Consider the following 19,293-nt stretch of genomic DNA (forward strand, 5'->3'; position numbering starts at 1 on the left):
GCCTGCTAACGGGCGCTAGTCCAGCGCAGCTTTCAGCATGCTGCGGAACGTGCGCGGGGTGCATTTGCCTATCGCCACCTGCGGCGTGCCGTGCCAGGCGGCGAAGCGCTGCAAGGTCGCCGCCAGCTCGCTGGCCAGCCGCTGGGTTTGCCGCGTATCGGTTTCCAGGTACAGCGCCTTGACTTCGAATATGCCCTGGCTGCGGTGCGCTTTGGCGTCGAGCCGCCCCGCCAGCGCGCCGCGATGCAGGATCGGCAGCGTGAAGTAACCGTAGCTGCGCTTGGCCTCGGGCGTATAGCATTCCAGCCGGTAATCGAAACCGAACAGTTCCAGCGCCCGCTTGCGGTCCCATACCAGCGGATCGAATGGCGACAGCAGGCTGGTGGCGGTCGGTTTCAGCAAGCCGGCGGCGGCGTCCAGGGCCAGCTGGCGATGGGCCGGGTGGATGTAGACAGGCTGCTGCCAGCCTTCCACGGCGGCTTTCAGCAGGCTGCCGTCCGCCACCAGCGTTTCCGGATCCGGATCTGGGCGGCTCTTGGCGGTGCGAAAATAATCGCCTATCCAGCTGGCTCTGGCCAGGCCCAGCGCCTGTACCGCTTTCAACTGCAGCGTGCGCAGGGTGTCGGCGTTCGATGGCATGCGGGCATCGTCCCAGTCCGGCAGGATACGCTCGGCGAGGTCGTAGATGCGATGAAAATTATGGCGCTTGGCGATCATCAGCCGGCCGGCGGTAAACAGCACTTCGAGCGAACGTTTTTCCGGTTTCCATTCCCACCAGCCGCCGCCCTTGCCGTCGGTGCGCTTGAAATCGGCGGAGCGCACCGGGCCGTTCTCGCGGATGTGCAGCAGCAGTTTTTCAATGGTGGCGCGATGCTCGTCCATCCACTTGGCCGAATATTTCCAGCCCATCGAGCCGGGGTCGATCATGCGATGCCGGAACAGGCCGTAATCCTCGATCGGCAGGAAGCTGGCTTCATGCGCCCAGTATTCGAACAGCTGGCGCTCTTCCAGCAATTCTTCCAGCCAGTTCTGCGGGTAGCTGCCGAGGCGGCTCCACAGCACCAGGTAGGGGCTGCGCGCCACCACGTGGATGGTATCGATCTGCAATACGCCCATCTGGCGGATGGCGGCCAGCACGTCCTGCTTGACGGCTTTCCTGCGCGGCGGATTCAGCAAGCCTTGCGCCGCCAGCTGCAGGGCGCGCGCCGCCGGCAGCGAGAGCTGGATGGCGTCCATGCCGGCGCGGCCTTAGATCGCCAGCGCTTGCAGGTCGAGGCGCTGGCCCTGGCGCGGCGGGCACCAGTAGTAGCCGCCGGTCACCGGCTGCGAAAAGCTGAACAGGGCGTCGACGATATTGTCTTCATGGCCGAGCATGCGGCGCAAGACGCTTTCATAGCGATCGCTGGATTCGCCGAAAGCGATGAATTCGGTGCCTTGCTGCATGCCGTTATCCCAAGGCATGGAATGCCTCACCATATAAGCTTCCGGGGTAAAACTCTCCTGCGCGCTGCGCTTGACATGGGCCGATTCCGGCGCGTCCTCGATTTCTTCATTGTCTTCGATGCGGCGGCCGATGGTGGCGTCGCGCTGCGCTGCCGGAAACCCGCGGAAACGCGACAGATCGTGGATCCAGCGCTGTACCGCGACAAAACTGGCGCCCTGGCGGCCGGCGCCTTCCGCCACCAAGGCCGCCTCTGCGGCGGCATTGTCCTGCGGATTTTCGGTGCCGTCTTCATAGCCGGTTAGGTCGCGGCCGTCGCGATAGCGGAAGGTGTCCTGGCTATTGTCCAGCACCAGTGCGCCGGCCAGCAGGGCGACCAGCTGGGCGCTGCGTTCGAACAGCGTGCTGCGGTCGTCGCCGCGCAGCAGGATCCACAGCGCCTGCTGGGTCGAGGGCGCGCTGCAGCCGACGCCGTCAAGCGCGGGGAAGGCCCGCAAGCCTGCGACATGCTGATCCAAGGCCTGGATCAGCGGCAAACCCAGCCCGACGATGCCCCAGTCAGCCTCGAAGGCGTCGCGCAAGCGCAGCAGCGCGGCCCGCGGATCGGGGCCGGCCAGGCGAAATGTGAGCGAACGGCCGAGTGGCGGAAGCGGCTGTAGGATGCCGGGTTGGGCGAGATCTGCAGTTGCGGGCATTGCTTTTCCTTGAGCGATGGAAGGGAGGAGGGAGTTGATATTAGCGGATTCCGGCAATTATTTCCGGGCAGGGCGGCAAAAAAAACTGCCCTTCATTGTGCTTTGGCCGCCAGCCTTGCCTGTCGCTTGCGCAGGCTGGCGATAATGTCGCGGCCCATGAAATAGTCGTTCAGGCGCTGCTTTTGATGCGGCAGCAGCTGGCTGGCGGCGATCAGGCCGGGCCAGGCTTGCATGGCCTTTTTGCAGACATCGGCAATCACCTGGCGCAACGGCGGCTCCAGCATGCCGCTGCGGTTGGCGAAGGCGCGCAGGGTTTGCGGCGACAGGAAGGAGCGCTTGGCCTGGCCCTCGGCAAACTTGAGCGCATGGCCGCTGCCGTTCAGGTACACGCTATACGCCACGACATCGTAAGCGGGCGAGAATTCGATGCTGCCGTCGGCCAGGTAGCGGATGCCGAAATTTTTCAGGTGCGCGTCATAGTTGCCGATCAGTTCATTGACCGTAATGCGCCGCAGCAGCTCATGGCAGGCCGCTATACCCAGGTCGGGCACGGCCTGCATCACCAGCGCCATGTCGGCATAGGTGGCGCCGGTATATTTCTTGTCCGGATCGACCCCGAGGATCTGGCAAAAATCCTCTACGTGCAGCCGCCCCGGCTGGTCGCGGTCGAAGCGCTGCACCGCGAGGAACTGTTGGCTTTGTTCCGCTGCATAGGGGTGTTCAGCCATGATCGCTGCCAGCGGCTGCAGGCTGGCCTCGCATACTGTCACGCCGGCGGCGCGCGCCAGTTGCAGCGACAGGTGTTCGACTTCCGGCAAGTGATCGTATTGGGCGGTCGGCAGTTTGCCGATGATGTGGGCGTCTTTGTGGCGGGTGCGGCTGACATAGCGGCCGCCTTCCAGGATCAGGGCCAGTTTCGGCTGCATGCCGGAAATCGAGACGCCGTCGACCAGCGGCGCTGCCATCACGCTTTCTTCGATCGCTTCCTTGTCCTGTGTGACCAGGCGCGTCATCATGGCCCGCGTCAGCCTGGTCGGAATGGCGCGCACCGCGCCCGGCAAGTCGCGCCCGCAGGCGGCCAGCAGCTCGAAGTGATCGTCCTCCGCGCACTGGCGCTCCATGGCGATCTGCTTGCGCAGCACGCCTTCCGGCAACAGGTTCTGGAAGAAGGCCGGCAGCCGCATCTTGCCTGGCGAGTTGAAGATTGCCGCCAGCGGATTGAGCAGCAGCGCCATGTCCTGTTGCGGCGTGGCGGCGCGCATCGAGAGCGACAGCGGAGGGCGCTGCGGGTCTTGCGCATAGGCAGGATCGACCTGGAAGCGCAGCATCTCGCCGTACTGGAACAGGATGCCGGCCTGGCGCTCGCCAATGAAAATATCCAGCGCGCTCAGGTTCATGGACGGCTCCCTGGCCGCGCCAGCGCCGCAGCGACCAGGCTTTGCACCTCGTCTTCAGCGGGAGCTTGCGCGGCAATCGAAGATGCCATGGTTTTCGGCAGCAGCATCAGTTCCAGCCCTAACTGGTCGGCAATCGTCATCAAGGTGCTGAGGCGGGGATCGCTCTTGCCCGCAAGCACGCCGCGTATCGTGACGGCGGTCAGTCCGCTGTCGCGGCTCATGGCGATGACAGGCAGCGCCAGCCTGTCCTTGGCATGGCGGAGGATGGAAGAAAGCTCGCTCAAGGTTTTCATGGTGGATAATAAACTATCTATTGATTAGTTAAGGATAGTATAGTATCTCCCCTTTGAAAAGGATAGATTAATATCTTTATCTATAAAAAGGATAGTTAAATATCTATTTATTGGCCGCCGCGGGCGGAAAACATGCGCTATTTTTGTGTGGTATCGCTAGCCGGCCGACATGATGCTGCCCCGCAGAAAGCAACTAAGCATCTCCGAAAACCTTCGTTTTGCAAATCGCTTGAATCGATTAACGTGGATAACAGAGCGGTAACAGTCCTGGCTGTCCTGACAGTACTGTAAGCGCCCGATCATTCAATCATCGAGGAAAAGCATGCTTACCAAAATTCTGAAACGCTTGCCGGTTCTGGCCGCAGCTACCGTCATTGTCGCCGCTGCCGGTTCGGCATCGGGGGCAGGCCAGGAAGTCAACATCGCCTATCAAACGGTGGTAGAGCCCGCCAAAATTGCACAGGCCGACGGCGCCTATGAAAAAGCCAGCGGCTGGAAAATCAACTGGAAAAAATTCGACAGCGGCGCGGATGTGATAACCGCTGTGGCATCCGGCGATATCCAGGTTGGCTATGTCGGCAGCAGCCCCTTGGCAGCCGCGGCGACGCGCGAACTGCCGATAGAAACCATCCTGGTCGCAGCGCAGATCGGCCAGGCGGAGGCCCTGGTGGTGCGCAATGGCAGCGGCATCGCCAGTGCGCAAGACTTGATCGGCAAAAAGATCGCCGTGCCTTTCGTCTCGACCACGCATTACAGCCTGCTGGCCGCGCTCAAGCATTGGGGCATTCCGGCTTCCAAGGTGCAAATCCTGAACTTGCGGCCGCAGGAAATCACAGCGGCATGGCAGCGGGGCGATATCGATGCAGCCTATGTCTGGGATCCGGCGCTCGGCAAGGTCAAGGAAAGCGGCAAAGTGCTGACCAACTCGGCCGAAGTCGCCAAGTGGGGCGCACCGACCTTCGACGCCTGGATCGTGCGCAAGGATTTCGCGCAGAAGCATCCTGATTTCGTTACCGCTTTCGTGAAAGTCACCGGCCAGGCCTACGCCGACTATCGCGCCCACGGCGCGGAATGGAAAGCCGGTTCAGCGCAGTTCGAGAAAATTGCCCGCCTGACGGCCGCCAAGCAGACCGATATCGCGGAACTGCTGGCCGGCAGCGGTTTTCCGACACTGAGCGAACAGCAGCAGCTGCTCAGCGGTCCCACCGTGCAGGCGCTGGCGGCCACATCCGGTTTCCTGCAAGAGCAGAAAAAGGTCGAGCGCGTGCTGTCTGACTACCAGCCGTACGTGAATCCGGCATTCGCCAGGCAGGCCGCGGCGCAATAGGGAGCTGACATGATCCGTTTGCAAGCAGCCGGCGTGAGCTACCCCTCGGCGCCGCAGCCGGTCTTGCGCGACCTTTCGCTGGATGTGCACGATGGCCGCTTTACCGTGGTGATCGGCGCCTCCGGCTGCGGCAAGACCACTCTACTCAACCTGATCGCCGGTTTTCTGCCGCCGACTGCGGGCAGCGTCAGCATCGACGGCCAGCCGGTCAGCGGCCCAGGCGCCGAACGCGGCGTGGTGTTCCAGAGCGACACCTTGCTGCCATGGCAGAGCGTGCAGGAAAACGTCGCCTTCGGCCTGCGCCTGGCCGGGCAGTCGCCGCAGCAACGCCAGGCCAAGGCGCGCGAATACCTGGCGCTCACCGGTTTGCAGGATTATGCCGATGCCGCCATCTGGGAACTCTCGGGCGGCATGCGTCAGCGCGTCAGCCTGGCGCGCGCCCTGGCGGTCGATCCGCGCTTCCTGCTGCTGGATGAGCCGCTGGGGGCGCTGGACGCCCTGACCCGGGAACAGATGCAAGAGCATTTGCTGCAGGTATGGAAAACCACCGGCAAAGGCATTTTCATGATTACCCATAGCGTCGAGGAAGCCCTGTTCCTGGCGACCGACCTGGTGCTGCTGCGGGCGCGGCCGGGACGGGTCGAGAGCGTGCGCCGGTTGCATTTCGGTGAGCGTTTTGCTGCCGGCGAAGCAGCCCGCAGCATCAAGTCCGATCCGCGCTTTGTCAGCTTGCGCGAGGAAATCCTGGAGCAGCTTTTGCATCCGCAAGCGGATGGCGTACTGGAGGAGGCATAGTCATGAGCGAGTTATCCGTTACCCTGGCGCCGCTTGAGCTGCCGCATGATCCGGTGGCGCAGATGCTGGCGCCGTATCCGGCCGCCTGGCGAGACAGCCACCCTCCAGCCGCAGACAGGCCCAGCAACGGGTTTGTCATTTCCGATGGCAGCATCACGCTGCTGACCGTGCTGGGTTTGCTTGGCCTGTGGTGGCTGGCGAGCGCGCTGGCGCTGGTGCCGCCGCTGTTCTTGCCGTCGCCGCTGGCGGTGCTGCAAAAATTCAAGGCGGTGGCGCTCCAAGGCTTTGTCGATGCCACCTTGTGGCAGCATGCTGCAACCAGCGTCACCCGCGTGTTTGCGGCGCTGCTGCTGGCGATTGTCAGTGCGGTTCCGGTCGGCATCCTGATCGGACTGAGCCGGCGCGCCAGGGCGGTGTTCGATCCCTTGATAGAGTTCTACCGGCCGATTCCGCCGCTCGCTTACCTGCCGCTGATCGTGATCTGGTTCGGCATCGGCGAGCTGTCGAAAGTGCTGCTGATCTACCTGGCGATCTTTGCGCCGCTGGCGATCGCCACCTTGCACGGCGTGCGCCGGGTCGAGCAGAACCGCTTGCGGGCGGCGCAGACGCTCGGCGCCACGCGCTGGCAGCTGGTGCGCTTCGTGATCCTGCCGTCGGCCTTGCCCGATATCCTGACCGGCATCCGCATCGGCCTGGGCGTGGGCTGGTCGACCCTGGTGGCGGCAGAGCTGATCGCCGCCACCCGCGGCCTCGGCTTCATGATCCAATCGGCGGCGCAGTTCCTGGTGACCGACGTCGTCATCATGGGCATCCTGGTGATTGCCTTGATCGCTTCAGCCTTTGAATATGCCCTGCGCTGGCTGCAGCGCAAATACGTGCCGTGGGAGGGGCGGGCATAGGCGCAGGCCGCCTGCGGTTTCCCTGTTCCAGACCTGTATTTCTCCTTGTGATCCCGGGGCGGGAGGCGCCGGGCATGCCTGCACTGTAGGGCGCGGCGGCCGGGCGCTGATAGCCGGATCCCCGCAACTTCTTGCACGATCCTCCAAATGTAAGGGGGGGCAGCGGCGCCGCAGATCGAAAAATAGTAGACTCGGGCTAGGCCTGTAACGCCTGCCGCGCGTTCGCACTCCCAAATCAAATGTTAACAGGCCCTAACCCTGCAAATGGCAGGAAATGAGACAGAAAATGACAAATCCGGAAGCAATCTCGGCAGAACGCGCGGTGTCGCTGCAGCAGATCGAGCTGGCGCGCCTGATTGCGCAATACGCCGCCACCGACGGCGTGCACCAGACGGCGATCGCGCCGCTCAACGTGGTGCGCATGTCGCAGCCGTCGGTGCCGGTGCACGCCTTGCACAAGCCGGCCTTGTGCATCATCGCCCAGGGCCAGAAGCGGGCGATACTGGCCGATGAAGTGTATGTCTATAACTCCGCGAGCTACCTGGTGGTGTCGGTCGATTTGCCGGTCACGGGGCAGGTCACGCAAGCCTCGCCGGAACTGCCGTATCTGTGCCTGCGGCTGGATCTTGACCCGAAAGAAATCGGCGACCTGATGATGGCCACCGAACTGCGGGCAAAGAAGGGCGATGCGCCGGCGCGCGGCATGTTTGTCAGCAAAGCCACGACCAGCTTGCTGGATGCGGTGTTGCGCCTGATGCGATTGCTGGCTGCGCCGCAGGATATCCCGGTGCTGGCGCCGCTGGCGATGCGCGAAATCCTGTATCGCTTGCTGCAGGAAGAACAGGGCAGCATGCTGCAGCAGATCGCCATGTCCGACAGCCAGGCCCAGCACGTGGTCAAGGCCATCGAACTGATCAAGCGCGACTACCGGCTGCCGCTGCGCATTGAAAGCCTGGCGCGCGAAGCCAATATGAGTTCTTCCTCGCTGCATCAGCATTTCAAGGCGGTGACCGCCATGACGCCGCTGCAATTCCAGAAGCAGCTGCGGCTGCAGGAGGCGCGCCGGCTGTTGTTCACCGAGGTCGGCGACGCCGCCACTGCGGGCCATCTGGTCGGCTACGAAAGTCCCTCGCAGTTCAGCCGCGAGTACAACCGCATGTTCGGCGCACCGCCCGCGCGCGACGCCGCCCGCTTGCGCAGCGCCGGCCAGGCCGGGATCAGCGCAGCCTAGGGCCGACTGGGCAATCGTCTTATTCGGCGTGCCCGGCTGCGTGCCGCCTGACGCCGCTGCGGCGTGAAACGGCTTCTTGTATCGCCGCCACGATCAGTATCGCGGTGGTCAGGCCGGCAATCATCAGCTGGTCGGTGAGGTAGGCGAACGGGATCAGGATCGCCAGCAATGCCAGCCCGATCGTGTGGGAGAACGGAAAGCGGCGGTACACCACGGTCTTGTAGATGCCGTTGCCGAGCAGGTAAGTCATGGGGCCGCCGATCAGCACTGCCAGCGATTTGGTGTCGATATGGCCGGCCGGATGCGCGATCGCCAGTTCGTTGCCGACCGCGGCAATGATCACGCCGGCGACGATGATCACGTGGGTGTAGTGAAAATAAGCGCCGATGCGCCCCGGATCGCTGGACGTGACGATGGCTTCGGTGCCGGCCTGGCTGCTGGTGTCGAAGTAGAGCCACCACATCGCCAGGCTGCCCAGGAAAGCGACCAGGAAGGCGATCAGGGTCGGCGTCTCCCAGCCGGCCATGTGGCCGATGGTGGCGCCGGTCACCAGGATCGATTCCCCCAGCGCCACGATCACGAACAGCTGGCAGCGCTCGGCCAGGTGGCCGCCTTCGATGGTCCACTCTTGCGTTTGGGAGCGGCCCATGCCGGGCAGCCACAGGCCGATCATCGGCGAGAAGTATTCGCAGGCCACCGCCGCCGTCCAGAACAGCAGCCGGTATTCGGCGCTGGACCAGCCGCCGGCGATCCACAGCGCGCCCGAGATGCACAGCCAGCCAAGCATGCGCTGGAAATTCTTGCTGAGGGCGTGGTCGCTCCCCAGGTGCAGCACCACGAACAGCGTGCGGCCGATCTGCATGGCGGCGTAGCACGCCGCAAAGATCATCCCGCGTTCGCCAAATGCATCCGGCAATACCGCCGACATCACCAGGCCGGCCAGCATGACGGCGAACAGCATCAGGCGGATCGGCAGGGTGTCGGGATCGAACCAGTTGGTCACCCAGCAGGTATATTGCCAGACCAGCCAGACCGCGAACCACAGCACCAGCGTTTGCAAGGCTCCCAGCGGCGTCAGGTTTTCCAGCAGGTGATGGGACAGCTGGGTGACGGCAAAGACATAGACCAGGTCGAAGAACAGTTCGACCGACAGCACCTTGGCCTCGTGGCCGTCGCGCGCCCGCAGCAAGTTGGCTTTACCCCAGATACTCATCGCTGTTTCCCTTTATTGTGAGGCGCTGACGCCGCTCACAATAAAGGATGCTTCAACGACCTGTCAATTGCCGTGGACCGTTCCCGGCCGGGCCTTCGACAAGGCCGACTGTGCACCATGCGCGGTTGGCCAGCGCGGCTGCTCCGGCTTGCGGATGATAGCCTGGCCATTGAAAAACGGCCGCTCGCCGACCAGGATGGGCGTGTTTTTCTGCACTTCGATCAGGCAGGCGAACAGAGTCTGGCCATCCACCTTCATCGGCGGCGCCAGCCGTTGCGCAATAAAGCCGCCGCGCCGCAGCCAGCGTTCCATGCCAATTGGCGAGACTGTCACCAGGCGCTTGGCGCCGAGGCGGGCAGCGCAGGCAATTGAAGCCTGCAGCAGCTTGACGGCGATTGATGACGATACCTGGTCCAGCGCGGTGTCGCTCTTCTTGTTGAAATCCATGGCTGCGAAGCGCGACAACTCCCAGATCTCAGGGTGGCACGGCGGCGCGGCGCCTTTCAGCAACTGCGGGAACACTTCGCTCAGCAGATATGGCTGGCACGTCGGCAGCAGGCGGCCGCAGCCGATCACTTCGCCGTCTTCGTCCTGCGCCACCACGTAGATTGTGCCAGCATGATCGAACTGGTCCAGTTCGACGCCTTCCTCGGTATCCAGCTCCCAGCCCAGGGTTTCGACGAAAACCTTGTGGCGGTAACGGCATACTTTGGCAAATAATTCATTTGACAGCTCATCGGCGGCCCCGGAAATGACTTTCATCGCTGATGTCCTTCTTGAGAGTATGTATTTGCTAATTTTGAGATGTCGGAGGGGCTCGGCGTAACTGTAAAGGTTTACAGTTGTGCGGATAGGCAATATGGCGCAAGGCGTGCCTTGCCAGCATGGAGCGATGGGCAAGCTGCTTACGCAGCAGACAGACGAAAAAAATCCGGCCGAGGCCGGATTGGTTGGAGACGCGCTTGCCCTGCAGGCGGCTACAAGATGCCGAGCATGGCAGCCTTGATCGCTGCCGCGGTCTTGTTGGTGGCGTTAAGCTTTTTTAAAGTGTTCGAGATATGAAAATTTACCGTGCGGTCGGAAATGCTCATGATCTCGCTGACCTCGCCCGAAGTCTTGCCATCCGCCGTCCAGCGCAGCACCTCGATTTCGCGCGCGGTCAACTGGCTGGCGGCTTCCGGCATGTGCTTCTCGATCAGCAGCAATGACAGCCCCTCATGCGCAACATCCACCAGCCAGGACAGCTGGTGAGAAATTTCTCGCAATTCCTTCTGCGATACATGGTCGTTCGAGCGCGACAGGTTGAGCAAGCCGCATATCCCTTTGGCGTCATGGCGGGATTGCGCCCAGCCGGCGTGCAAGCCATGCGAGCGGGCATCTTCCCAGAACATCCGGTTGCTGGCGACGTTCTGGTCGGACCAGATCATCGGCAAGGAGGAATTCCTGCCATGGCTGACAGTGGGGTCGATCCTTTCATAGTGCTCCTGTGTGTAGCGCTGTTGCCAGTCCGGAGAATAGTTATTCAAACTAATCACCTTGGGCTGGGCCACTGGCCACGGCAGACGCATATCGTAAGCGCAGTAATCGAAACCCAGTCGCTTGACGATTTCTGATAGTGAATTAAATAGAATGGGCGCCGATTTCGCGCTCAGCAGTGACTGCATTTGTTGTTCTTGCCAATCAACCATACCTGCACTCCCGTAAAAAATGTGTGTTTTTCATGGAAGGAAAGTCTTTTCTCATGCCGCAACGCCGGCAGCAGTCCTGATCGGATAAGGTTTAACGCTTATATCGATTGCAGGCTGGCAAACGGCGCAGCGACATCACTTCAGCTAGCATTCGGATGCCTTTTTTGGCGTCAGTTGCGATACACGGGCCTCGGATTTCCGCGTTCGCAAAAAAGTTTCCATTTAGAAATTTAACATACTTTCACTATCACGGACATAGACAAATAATCGAGTGCACATTCGAATAACATTGTTGATATGTTCATATCAGCCCTGAATGGGCCGGATCGCCGCTGTCGCAGGCGCCTGAAATCAGATGAAACGCATCTTGAAAGTCTTGCCTTTGATATTGCCGTTGCTGAGCTTGCCGAACGCTTGTTTGGCGATGCGGCGGTCCAGCGCGACATAGGTGACGAATTCAAAGACGCTGATCTTGCCGACCTGTTCCTTGCTCAGGCCGACGTCGCCGGTCAGGGCGCCCAGCAGATCGCCGGGACGCAGCTTGTCCTTCTTGCCGCCCATGATGCACAAGGTCAGCATCGGCGCGGTGAGCGGCTCGCCATAGGCCGGTTCCAGTTCCGCCAGGTCGAACCAGCTGACCGGTCCCCGCTGGTAGTCCTCGATCAGCTTGACCCATTTCTTTTCATTCGGCGCGCACAAGCTCAGTGCTAGTCCGCGATCTTGGCCGCGGCCGGTACGGCCGATGCGATGGATGTGGACTTCGGTGTCCTTGGAAACGTCGACGTTGATGACCGCACCGAGGGTCTGGATATCCAGGCCGCGGGCGGCGACGTCGGTCGCCACCAGCACCGAGCAGCTCTGGTTGGCAAAGCGCACCAGGATCTCGTCGCGCTCGCGCTGCTCCAGCTCGCCATACAGCGCCAGCGCGCTGAAACCCTGGGCGCGCAGCTCCTCGGCCAGCTCGCGGCAATGGATCTTGGTGTTGCAAAAGGCGATGGTCGAGACCGGCTTGTAGTGATTCAGCAGCTGCGCCACGGCGGCGTTGCGGCCTTCGTAGGTCACTTCGTAGAAGCGCTGCTCGATGCGGCCTTCGTCATGCTGCGCCTCGACCTTGACTTGCGCCGGGTCGCGCAGGAATTCAGCGCTGGCCTTGCGGATATCGTCCGGATAGGTGGCGGAAAACAGCAGGGTCTGGCGGCGTGCCGGACAGGCGCTGACGATGCCGGCGATTTCTTCGTAGAAGCCCATGTCGACCATGCGGTCGGCTTCGTCCAGCACCAGCGTCTGCACCGTGCCGAGATTGATGCTGCCGCGGCCGATATGGTCGCGGATGCGGCCCGGGGTGCCGACGATGATATGCGCGCCATGCTCCAGCGAGCCGATCTGCGGCCCCATCGGCGTACCGCCGCACAGGGTCAGGATCTTGACGTTGTCGGCGAAGCGCGCCAGCCGGCGCAGTTCTTTCGCCACCTGGTCGGCCAGTTCGCGCGTCGGGCACAGCACCAGCGCCTGGATCGCAAAATAGCTGGGATTGAGCTTGTGCAGGATGCCGATGCCGAAGGCGGCGGTCTTGCCGCTGCCGGTCTTGGCCTGGGCGATCAGGTCGCGCCGCTCCAGGATCACCGGCAGGCTCTGCGCCTGGATCGTGGTCATCTCGTGGTAGCCCAGGCTATCGAGGTTGCTGAGCAGCGCCGGCGCCAATGGCAGATTGGAGAAAGAAGAGGTTTTCATGAGGTCGCCTGCTTAAAAGGGAGGCAAGTCTAACAGCTGGGCCGGCATAGGGCCAGCGCCGCAGCGCTACTTGTTAAATAACTACTGCTCGTACAGCTCAAGCGGCAAGCCGTCCGGGTCGGCGAAAAATGTAAAGCGCTTGCCGGTGAACTCGTCGATGCGGATGGCTTCCACGGCGATTGCCTGGTCGCGCAGTTCCTGCGCGGCGGCGTCGACATCCGGCACGCGGAACGCCAGGTGGCGCAAGCCGCAGGCTTCCGGCCGGCTGGGACGCGGCGGCGGCGCCGGGAAGGAAAACAACTCAAGCTGGACGCCGTCCGGCGTGCGCAGGTCGAGCTTATAGGAGTCGCGCTCGGCGCGGTAGGTTTCGGCGACGATCGCCAGGCCCAGCAGCTCGGTGTAAAACCGCTTGGAGCGCTGGTAGTCCGAGGCGATGATGGCGACGTGATGGATGCCGGAGATGTGCATATGGGTTCGAGATTTAGTTGGCAGTGATGGCGCAACTATACCTTGAGACCATGCATGGAGACATGCGCTCAATACTGCCCGATGCCGCTCAGGCCCAGCAAGGCGCCCGCCGCCAGCACCCACAGCGGATGGATCTTGCTCTTGAAAGTGATCAGCGCGCAGCCGCCGGCGATCGCGGCCAGGCCCCAGGTGTGGGCCGAGGCTTCGGTGATCAGCGCGGCGCTGGCCGCCACCAGGCCGACTGTCATCGGCACCAGCCCGGCCTGGACGATGGCGCGCCAGGGCTTGTCCTTGAACCGCTGCCACAGATGCAGCACGATGGCGGTCAGGATCGACGAGGGGCCGAACTTGGCCAGCGTCGTCACCAGTACCCCGGGCCAGCCGGCGACATGCCAGCCCACCAGCGTCACCACCATCATGTTCGGCCCCGGCGCCGCCTGCGCCAGGGCGAACATGGCGCTGAAGTCCTGGGCCGACATCCAGTGGTGGATATCGACCACCTGTCTTTGCATTTCCGGCAGGATGGTGTTGCCGCCGCCGAACGCCAGCAGCGACAGCTGGCTGAAGATCGCTGCGAGGGAAATCAAGGTGGCGCTCATGACGGCAGCTTCCAGGTCAGCAGCACGCTCAGCGGCGCCAGCGCCAGCATGGTCGGCAGCAAGGGCAGGCGCAGCAGCGCAATGGCAAGGAAAAACAGGCCGGCGATCAGCAGCGGCACCGGTTTCTTCAGCAGCGGCCGCAGCATCTTCAGGGCCATCGAGATCAGCAGGCCGGAAGCGGCTGCCGCCAGGCCGGCAAACAGATGCAGGATCTGAGCGTCGTGCTGGAAATGCTGGTAGACCACGCCGAGCCCGATCACGATCGCCGAAGGCGCGGCGATCAGGCCCAGCAGCGAGGCCAGGGCGCCGGCCAGGCCGCGGAACTGCATGCCGATCGCTACCGCCAGGTTGATGATGTTGCCGCCGGGGAGGAACTGGCAGAGACCGAGCATTTCAGTGAATTGTCCGGCATCCAGCCAGCGCCGTTGCTCCACAATCATGCGCCGCGCCAGCGGCAGCACGCCGCCGAAGCCGATCAGGCCGAGCGAGAGAAAGCCGATGAATAATTCGCGCGTGGTGGGCGTTGCGCTGAGGGCGCCGTCGTCGCTGAGGATTGTTTCTGTAGTCATTATCTGTGTCAGGGGAGGTTATACGTGGGCGACGATAAACAGGCGCTTGAAGGGCAGCAGCGTGATGCCGTTTTCACGTTGCGGATAGGCTGTGCGCATCGCCGCCGCATAGGCTGCGCGGAAGTTCTCGCGCTGTTCTTCGGGCAAGGCGTCCAGATAGGGCCGCAAGCTGGTGCCGGCAGCCCAGTTGGCGACCGCATCTTCGCCGCTCAGGGTGTGCAGATAAGTGGTTTCCCAGATATCCAGCGTGGCGCTGTGCGGGCGCAGCAGGTCGTAGTAGCTTTCCGCGCTGAGGATGCCCGGCTGCGGCTTCAACTTGCCCATGTAGGGCGCAAACGCCGGCGAGCCGGCCAGTTCCGCCTGTACCTGGCGCAGCGGCGCGTCCTGCATGGCCGGCACCTGCACGGCCAGCCAGCCGCCGGGCCGCAGGAATGACAGCAGGCGCGGCATCAGGGTAGGGTGGTCGGGCAGCCATTGCAGGGCAGCGTTGGAATAGATCACGTCCAGGCTGTCGGCCTGCCACTGGCCGAGGTCGGCGCGCAGGAAACGGCACTCCGGCACCGCTGCTGCAGCGGCCTCCAGCATGTTGGCGGAGCTGTCGACGCCCAGCACGTCAGCCGCCGGCCAGCGCGCTTTCAACAGCGCCGAGACATTGCCGGTGCCGCAGCCAAGGTCGACTACCTGCAGGGGTTCTTGTTCGGGCACGTAGGCCAGCAAATCGAGTGCAGGGCGCAGGCGCTCATTGCCGAAGAGCATATATTGCTTTGCATCCCAGATATCATTGGCGATTTTCATGTTTTTTTCCCAGGATTTATCACAAGCTTGGTTGTCAGGGCCGATCCTGTCCGATCTCGGATGGAATCGCCGTTTATACCTGAAGTGCCGGTAAATATGGATTCGACAGACGCATGTTACAGACAATCGAGGCTTCTACAAATCGACTTTTTTGCCGTCAACTTGTGATTTATAATCACAAGCATGACTAGAAAACTTCCTCCCTTGCAAGCCTTGCGCGCGTTTGAAGCCGCCGCCCGCTTTGAAAATCTCTCGGCCGCCGCCGAAGAGCTGCATGTGACGCACGGCGCGGTCAGCCGCCAGGTGGCAGCGCTGGAAGCGTGGCTGGGCATGCCGGTATTCCATCGCATCGGCAAGCGCGTGCAGCTGACGGACGACGGCCGCCGCTACCTGCTCACGGTGCAAGCGGCCTTCGATAATATCGCCGCCGCGACCAGGCTGCTGCGCGAGTCCGGCACGGTGCGCGTGCTGCACATCAATGCCTTGTCGACGTTTGCGATGCGCTGGCTGCTGCCGCGCCTGAGCGGCTTCCAGCGCCTGTATCCCGGCGTGGAGCTGAAGTTGTCTACCTCCACCTCGCAGCAGCCGCTGGGCGAGGCGGGAGAGCGTTTCGACGTCGCGATCCGGCGCGGTCCCGGCCACTGGCCGAACTGCGAATACGGAGAATTCCTGGAAGAGAGCGAACTGCCGGTGTGCAGCCCGGCATTGCTGGCGCGGACGCCGATCCAGGTCGCCAGCGATCTCGCCGCGCATACGCTATTGCATTCGGATACGCGGCCGGACGCCTGGCAGAACTGGCCGACAGCCGCCGACGTGGCGCCGGCCCTGTGCAGGAAAAAACAATCCTTCGACCACTTCTACCTGGCTTTGCAGGCCGCCATCGACGGTCTCGGGGTAGCGCTCGGGCCGTTGCCGCTGATTGCCGACGAGCTGGCCAGCGGCCGCCTGGTGACGCCGCTGGCCGAACCGGTGATCCGCACCCGGAGCTACTGGTGGATCGTGGCGCGGCAGCAGGCAGAATCGCCGCTGATAAGGCATTTCTGCGATTGGTTGCAGCAAGAGGCGCGGCGTTGAGGTATCCATAACTGGTTTCGCAGATAGTGATGCATAATGGTTGCGGCCGTTTTGGACTCAGATCAGATGAAAAAATAAATCAATGAGGAGACACCCATGCGCGTTACCAGGCTCAATCAGTCATCGAAATTCCTAGCTGCGATCTTGCTGTGCTTCCTGCTTGCCGCCTGCGGCGGCGGCAGCGGCGACGGACTGGCGCCGCAATCGAAAATGTTCACCGCCGACGGCGGCGTCTCTGCCTTTTACCGATGGGATGGAACAATCCCGACGACGCCTGGCGTATTGCTGCAGCAGGAAGCAATGCCTGCCGCACTGGTGCTGCCCAACGCTGCACAAGGCATCCGCATTCTCTACAGTTCCACCGACGGCGACGACGGCAAGACCGCCAACTATGTTTCCGGCGATCTGCAGCTACCGAAGGGAACGCCGCCGGCCGGCGGCTGGCCGGTGATAGCCTGGGCGCACGGCACCGTCGGCGTGGCCGACATTTGCGCGCCGTCCTGGACCACGCGAGACCCGCGCGATGTCGACTATCTGGATGCCTGGCTGGCGCAAGGCTATGCCGTGGTGTCGTCCGACTATCAGGGGCTGGGTACGCCTGGCCTGCATCCGTACCTGCACTCGCGGGCGGAAGCCTACAGCGTGCTGGATGGCGTCCGCGCCGCGATCAAGAATTTCCCGCAACTCTCCAGTTCGGTGGTGATTGTCGGCCAGTCGCAGGGCGCCCAGGGGGCCATCGCCACGGCCGGCTACGCGCCGACCTATGCGCCGGAACTGAAATTGCTGGGGACGGTCGCCACCGGTGTGCCTTATCAGCTGCAAAGCGTGCTGGCCTACTTGAATGCGCTCACGGCGCAGGTGCCGACCACTGGCTTCACCGCGGTGCTGGGGACGCTCGAATCCTACGCGTGGCTTGGTTACAGCACGGCGGAAAGGGTGATCCCGAATTTCCTGCTGTCGGATCATTTGACCGCCAAGGGCAAGGCGTTCTATTCCGTGGTGGCGACTCAGTGCCTGGGGCCGATCGTGGATTACATCAACCAGAACAAGCTGGTCACCTCGGATGTATTCAGCGCTGACGTCACCGCCTGGGCGACCCAGGTGCTGCAATACTCCAACTATCCGACGGTCAAGTTCGCCGGCCCGATGTTCGTCGGCACCGGCACCCTGGATACGGATATCCCGACGGTAGTTCAATACCTGTTCGCCAAGGATGCCTGCGCCGCCGGCAGCACCGTCGAGCAGCATTACTATGCCGGGCAGGACCATGATGGCACGGTGCTGGCTTCACTGGTGGACTCCAAGCCCTTCGTGCAGAAACTGTTTGCCGGCCAGCCGATCACCTCGAATTGCGCCGCGCTGACGCCGCCGCCCTGAGCTTGCGGTGGATCGGCGGCATGGGTTCGTGCAGGCTTGGCCCATGCCGCAAACCTAGCTGATTAATTGTTTGGCTTGGGCAGCGGCTTGGCCACCAGATCCATGCGCCGTTGCAGCCGCGCCTGTGCATCGGCGTCGCCGGCGGCCTTGGCGCGTTGCGACTGTATGCCTAGCCAGGCCAGCAGGGGCCGGCGCCAGCCTTGGGCGGAGGCGGTCTCGGTTGCCGTCGCGATATCGGCCGGCGTCAAGCGCCCGCTTTTCAACAGCGCGCCGGCGGCCACCAGCCGCGCCAGCGGATCCTGGATGTCGCCCAGCCGGCCGCTGCTGACAACGCCCCGGTGCTGGGCCGGCAGCAAGCCGCTATCCAATCCCTGCCATTGCCCGTTCAGATAAGCAGCATAGCTGCGCTCTGCCGCATCGGCATCTGCCGCCAGCGGCTGGAAGCCGGCGCAGTTGTCGAATTCGAGGCTGGCCACGCGCGCGGCGCAGCGCATCAGCTCGGCGCGCGCCACCAGGTCCGGACGGCCGGTGCTGGCGACCGCATCGCGGGCGCGTGCAAATTCGACCTCGGCAACGCGTGTGTCGCCGCTCAGGTAGGCAGAAGAAAAGCCCTGCAGGGAACTGTAGGCATTGCCTTGCCAGTCAGGTTGCGGCGGCTTGCTGCTGCAGGCGGCCAGCGCCACGGTGAGCAGGCCGAGCAGGGCGGACCGGCAAGGGGATGTTTTTTTCATGGCAGTTTGAGTTCCGTATCGCGGGCGAAGGGCCATTTGCGGTTGATTTCATCCACCAGCTGCGTCACTTTGCGCAAGCTGGCGTCCACTTCGGCGCGCAGAGCGCCCAGGTCATTGCTGGCGATGCGGGCATTGCTGCCGACTGCCTGCGCTTCCGCCAGCACAGCGTCGACTTTCTTCAGGCTGTTGCGGGCGTCGCTCAAGACGCCGTTGAGCTGGATAATCGCCGCTTGCGCGTCGTCCATCACGCCAGGCTTGCCGCCGGGCTGGCCGAACACGCGCTGGTCAGCCTTGGTCAGCAGGGCGTTGACGCGATCCAGGGTGGAGATGATTTTCTTGGCGTTTTCATCGCCGCCCAGTGCGCCGCCCAGCACGCCGTACTGGCCGTTCAGGCGCCCGGTCACGGCTTGCACGTTGGCCAGGCTGGTGCTCAGGCTGGAATCGGCGGCAGTGATGGTTTGCAGGTTTTCCAGCAATTCGCGGGCAGTCGCCACCAGCCGCGGAATTTCCGCGGCGGTGTCGCCGCGCAGCACGTTGCGTTCCGAGTCCGGCGGCAGCAGCGGATCGTCCAGCACGCCGGTGAAGGCGCGGATGCGGGTGTCGCCGACCAGGCCGCGCTCCAGCGTGAACACGCTGGAAGTGCGCAGCCAGTTGGCGTCCTTGCGCGGGACGTCGATCAGGATGCGGGCCTTGCCGTCCTTGCCCAGGTCGATGCGCTGCACGCGGCCGATCGGAAAGCCGGAGAAGGTCAGGTCCATGCCTACCAGCACGCCCTCGGAGTCATCCGAAATCAGCACCAGCCGCTGGGTGCTTTCGAAGACGCCGCGCGCATACATCACATACAAGACAAAGCCGGCGACCAGGACGCCCATCAGGATCAGCAGCAGCAGCGCCTTGAACTCGACGTGGGCGGGCGGCGGCGGAGAGGAAGCAGGAGCAGGAGATTCAGGGGCAGGTGTCATGGTTTCCG

Annotated in this window: 20 protein-coding genes; 6 read left to right on the forward strand and 14 right to left on the reverse strand. The window is 63.0% G+C overall.

Features of this window, described 5'->3' with window-relative positions; translation table 11 throughout:
* Positions 1 to 15: 15 nt before the first annotated feature.
* From AC07V8_RS18275 to AC07V8_RS18290, 4 genes are all read right to left on the reverse strand, one after another.
* Positions 16 to 1,236, reverse strand: coding sequence for a winged helix-turn-helix domain-containing protein (locus AC07V8_RS18275; RefSeq protein ID WP_494679756.1), 1,221 nt, complete (start codon positions 1,234 to 1,236; stop codon positions 16 to 18).
* A 12-nt stretch (positions 1,237 to 1,248) separates the two neighbouring features.
* The gene (locus tag AC07V8_RS18280) at positions 1,249 to 2,136 is read right to left on the reverse strand and encodes a Dyp-type peroxidase (protein ID WP_494679757.1); all 888 of its coding nucleotides are present in this window, start codon (positions 2,134 to 2,136) and stop codon (positions 1,249 to 1,251) included.
* Between the two features lie 92 nt (positions 2,137 to 2,228).
* Complete coding sequence (locus tag AC07V8_RS18285) at positions 2,229 to 3,533, reverse strand: type II toxin-antitoxin system HipA family toxin (protein WP_494679758.1); 1,305 nt, start codon at positions 3,531 to 3,533, stop codon at positions 2,229 to 2,231.
* On the reverse strand, positions 3,530 to 3,826 hold the full coding sequence (locus AC07V8_RS18290; protein ID WP_494679759.1) for a helix-turn-helix domain-containing protein: 297 nt from the start codon (positions 3,824 to 3,826) through the stop codon (positions 3,530 to 3,532). The genes AC07V8_RS18285 and AC07V8_RS18290 overlap by 4 nt, the downstream gene beginning before the upstream one ends.
* A 322-nt stretch (positions 3,827 to 4,148) precedes the next feature.
* Here AC07V8_RS18290 and tauA point away from each other — a divergent pair, with 322 nt between their 5' ends.
* The 4 genes from tauA to AC07V8_RS18310 all read left to right on the forward strand — a co-directional run bounded on the left by tauA (position 4,149) and on the right by AC07V8_RS18310 (position 8,078).
* Complete coding sequence (tauA, locus tag AC07V8_RS18295; RefSeq protein WP_494679760.1) at positions 4,149 to 5,153, forward strand: taurine ABC transporter substrate-binding protein; 1,005 nt, start codon at positions 4,149 to 4,151, stop codon at positions 5,151 to 5,153.
* 9 nt (positions 5,154 to 5,162) lie between these two features.
* Positions 5,163 to 5,948: a taurine ABC transporter ATP-binding protein gene (locus AC07V8_RS18300; RefSeq protein ID WP_494679761.1), complete on the forward strand. Its 786-nt coding sequence runs from the start codon at positions 5,163 to 5,165 to the stop codon at positions 5,946 to 5,948.
* Positions 5,949 to 5,950: 2 nt separating this feature from the next.
* Positions 5,951 to 6,847, forward strand: a complete 897-nt coding sequence (tauC, locus tag AC07V8_RS18305) for a taurine ABC transporter permease TauC (RefSeq protein WP_494679762.1) — start codon at positions 5,951 to 5,953, stop codon at positions 6,845 to 6,847.
* Between the two features lie 286 nt (positions 6,848 to 7,133).
* Positions 7,134 to 8,078 (forward strand): AraC family transcriptional regulator, encoded by a 945-nt coding sequence (locus AC07V8_RS18310; RefSeq protein ID WP_494679763.1) that lies wholly within the window; start codon positions 7,134 to 7,136, stop codon positions 8,076 to 8,078.
* A gap of 19 nt (positions 8,079 to 8,097) precedes the next feature.
* On the opposite strand, the gene AC07V8_RS18315 is transcribed toward AC07V8_RS18310, so the two are convergent.
* From AC07V8_RS18315 to AC07V8_RS18350, 8 genes are all read right to left on the reverse strand, one after another.
* Positions 8,098 to 9,291, reverse strand: coding sequence for a low temperature requirement protein A (locus tag AC07V8_RS18315; RefSeq protein ID WP_494679764.1), 1,194 nt, complete (start codon positions 9,289 to 9,291; stop codon positions 8,098 to 8,100).
* A gap of 63 nt (positions 9,292 to 9,354) precedes the next feature.
* The gene (locus AC07V8_RS18320; protein WP_494679765.1) at positions 9,355 to 10,053 is read right to left on the reverse strand and encodes an acyl-homoserine-lactone synthase; all 699 of its coding nucleotides are present in this window, start codon (positions 10,051 to 10,053) and stop codon (positions 9,355 to 9,357) included.
* Between the two features lie 215 nt (positions 10,054 to 10,268).
* Entirely contained in the window at positions 10,269 to 10,979 is a 711-nt protein-coding gene (locus AC07V8_RS18325; protein ID WP_494679766.1) for an autoinducer binding domain-containing protein, read from the reverse strand.
* Between the two features lie 351 nt (positions 10,980 to 11,330).
* A complete protein-coding gene (gene dbpA, locus AC07V8_RS18330) occupies positions 11,331 to 12,710 on the reverse strand; it encodes an ATP-dependent RNA helicase DbpA (protein WP_494679767.1) in 1,380 nt (459 codons plus the stop codon).
* 81 nt (positions 12,711 to 12,791) lie between these two features.
* Entirely contained in the window at positions 12,792 to 13,178 is a 387-nt protein-coding gene (gloA2, locus tag AC07V8_RS18335; protein WP_494679768.1) for an SMU1112c/YaeR family gloxylase I-like metalloprotein, read from the reverse strand.
* 68 nt (positions 13,179 to 13,246) lie between these two features.
* Positions 13,247 to 13,777, reverse strand: coding sequence for a chromate transporter (locus AC07V8_RS18340; protein ID WP_494679769.1), 531 nt, complete (start codon positions 13,775 to 13,777; stop codon positions 13,247 to 13,249).
* Entirely contained in the window at positions 13,774 to 14,346 is a 573-nt protein-coding gene (locus AC07V8_RS18345; protein WP_494679770.1) for a chromate transporter, read from the reverse strand. The genes AC07V8_RS18340 and AC07V8_RS18345 overlap by 4 nt, the downstream gene beginning before the upstream one ends.
* A gap of 18 nt (positions 14,347 to 14,364) precedes the next feature.
* Complete coding sequence (locus tag AC07V8_RS18350; protein ID WP_494679771.1) at positions 14,365 to 15,141, reverse strand: methyltransferase domain-containing protein; 777 nt, start codon at positions 15,139 to 15,141, stop codon at positions 14,365 to 14,367.
* Positions 15,142 to 15,324: 183 nt separating this feature from the next.
* Between AC07V8_RS18350 and AC07V8_RS18355 the strand changes: the two genes are divergently transcribed.
* Together AC07V8_RS18355 and AC07V8_RS18360 are read left to right on the forward strand one after the other, a co-directional pair.
* Positions 15,325 to 16,215 (forward strand): transcriptional regulator GcvA, encoded by an 891-nt coding sequence (locus AC07V8_RS18355; protein ID WP_494679772.1) that lies wholly within the window; start codon positions 15,325 to 15,327, stop codon positions 16,213 to 16,215.
* A gap of 96 nt (positions 16,216 to 16,311) precedes the next feature.
* Entirely contained in the window at positions 16,312 to 17,592 is a 1,281-nt protein-coding gene (locus AC07V8_RS18360; protein ID WP_494679773.1) for a lipase family protein, read from the forward strand.
* Positions 17,593 to 17,654: 62 nt separating this feature from the next.
* On the opposite strand, the gene AC07V8_RS18365 is transcribed toward AC07V8_RS18360, so the two are convergent.
* Together AC07V8_RS18365 and AC07V8_RS18370 are read right to left on the reverse strand one after the other, a co-directional pair.
* On the reverse strand, positions 17,655 to 18,323 hold the full coding sequence (locus AC07V8_RS18365; protein ID WP_494679774.1) for a hypothetical protein: 669 nt from the start codon (positions 18,321 to 18,323) through the stop codon (positions 17,655 to 17,657).
* Positions 18,320 to 19,285: an MlaD family protein gene (locus AC07V8_RS18370; protein WP_494679775.1), complete on the reverse strand. Its 966-nt coding sequence runs from the start codon at positions 19,283 to 19,285 to the stop codon at positions 18,320 to 18,322. Before AC07V8_RS18370 ends, AC07V8_RS18365 begins: the two co-directional genes overlap by 4 nt.
* Positions 19,286 to 19,293: the final 8 nt, after the last annotated feature.

Source organism: Collimonas sp. GW821-FHT02H07 (assembly GCF_059421505.1).

What these genes read in the sequence shown, in the direction of transcription:
- AC07V8_RS18275 (WP_494679756.1), bottom strand. Translation starts at nt 1,236, where the DNA reads ATGGACGCCATCCAGCTCTCGCTGCCGGCGGCGCGCGCCCTGCAGCTG.
- AC07V8_RS18280 (WP_494679757.1), bottom strand. Translation starts at nt 2,136, where the DNA reads ATGCCCGCAACTGCAGATCTCGCCCAACCCGGCATCCTACAGCCGCTT.
- AC07V8_RS18285 (WP_494679758.1), bottom strand. Translation starts at nt 3,533, where the DNA reads ATGAACCTGAGCGCGCTGGATATTTTCATTGGCGAGCGCCAGGCCGGC.
- AC07V8_RS18290 (WP_494679759.1), bottom strand. Translation starts at nt 3,826, where the DNA reads ATGAAAACCTTGAGCGAGCTTTCTTCCATCCTCCGCCATGCCAAGGAC.
- tauA (WP_494679760.1), top strand. Translation starts at nt 4,149, where the DNA reads ATGCTTACCAAAATTCTGAAACGCTTGCCGGTTCTGGCCGCAGCTACC.
- AC07V8_RS18300 (WP_494679761.1), top strand. Translation starts at nt 5,163, where the DNA reads ATGATCCGTTTGCAAGCAGCCGGCGTGAGCTACCCCTCGGCGCCGCAG.
- tauC (WP_494679762.1), top strand. Translation starts at nt 5,951, where the DNA reads ATGAGCGAGTTATCCGTTACCCTGGCGCCGCTTGAGCTGCCGCATGAT.
- AC07V8_RS18310 (WP_494679763.1), top strand. Translation starts at nt 7,134, where the DNA reads ATGACAAATCCGGAAGCAATCTCGGCAGAACGCGCGGTGTCGCTGCAG.
- AC07V8_RS18315 (WP_494679764.1), bottom strand. Translation starts at nt 9,291, where the DNA reads ATGAGTATCTGGGGTAAAGCCAACTTGCTGCGGGCGCGCGACGGCCAC.
- AC07V8_RS18320 (WP_494679765.1), bottom strand. Translation starts at nt 10,053, where the DNA reads ATGAAAGTCATTTCCGGGGCCGCCGATGAGCTGTCAAATGAATTATTT.
- AC07V8_RS18325 (WP_494679766.1), bottom strand. Translation starts at nt 10,979, where the DNA reads ATGGTTGATTGGCAAGAACAACAAATGCAGTCACTGCTGAGCGCGAAA.
- dbpA (WP_494679767.1), bottom strand. Translation starts at nt 12,710, where the DNA reads ATGAAAACCTCTTCTTTCTCCAATCTGCCATTGGCGCCGGCGCTGCTC.
- gloA2 (WP_494679768.1), bottom strand. Translation starts at nt 13,178, where the DNA reads ATGCACATCTCCGGCATCCATCACGTCGCCATCATCGCCTCGGACTAC.
- AC07V8_RS18340 (WP_494679769.1), bottom strand. Translation starts at nt 13,777, where the DNA reads ATGAGCGCCACCTTGATTTCCCTCGCAGCGATCTTCAGCCAGCTGTCG.
- AC07V8_RS18345 (WP_494679770.1), bottom strand. Translation starts at nt 14,346, where the DNA reads ATGACTACAGAAACAATCCTCAGCGACGACGGCGCCCTCAGCGCAACG.
- AC07V8_RS18350 (WP_494679771.1), bottom strand. Translation starts at nt 15,141, where the DNA reads ATGAAAATCGCCAATGATATCTGGGATGCAAAGCAATATATGCTCTTC.
- AC07V8_RS18355 (WP_494679772.1), top strand. Translation starts at nt 15,325, where the DNA reads ATGACTAGAAAACTTCCTCCCTTGCAAGCCTTGCGCGCGTTTGAAGCC.
- AC07V8_RS18360 (WP_494679773.1), top strand. Translation starts at nt 16,312, where the DNA reads ATGCGCGTTACCAGGCTCAATCAGTCATCGAAATTCCTAGCTGCGATC.
- AC07V8_RS18365 (WP_494679774.1), bottom strand. Translation starts at nt 18,323, where the DNA reads ATGAAAAAAACATCCCCTTGCCGGTCCGCCCTGCTCGGCCTGCTCACC.
- AC07V8_RS18370 (WP_494679775.1), bottom strand. Translation starts at nt 19,285, where the DNA reads ATGACACCTGCCCCTGAATCTCCTGCTCCTGCTTCCTCTCCGCCGCCG.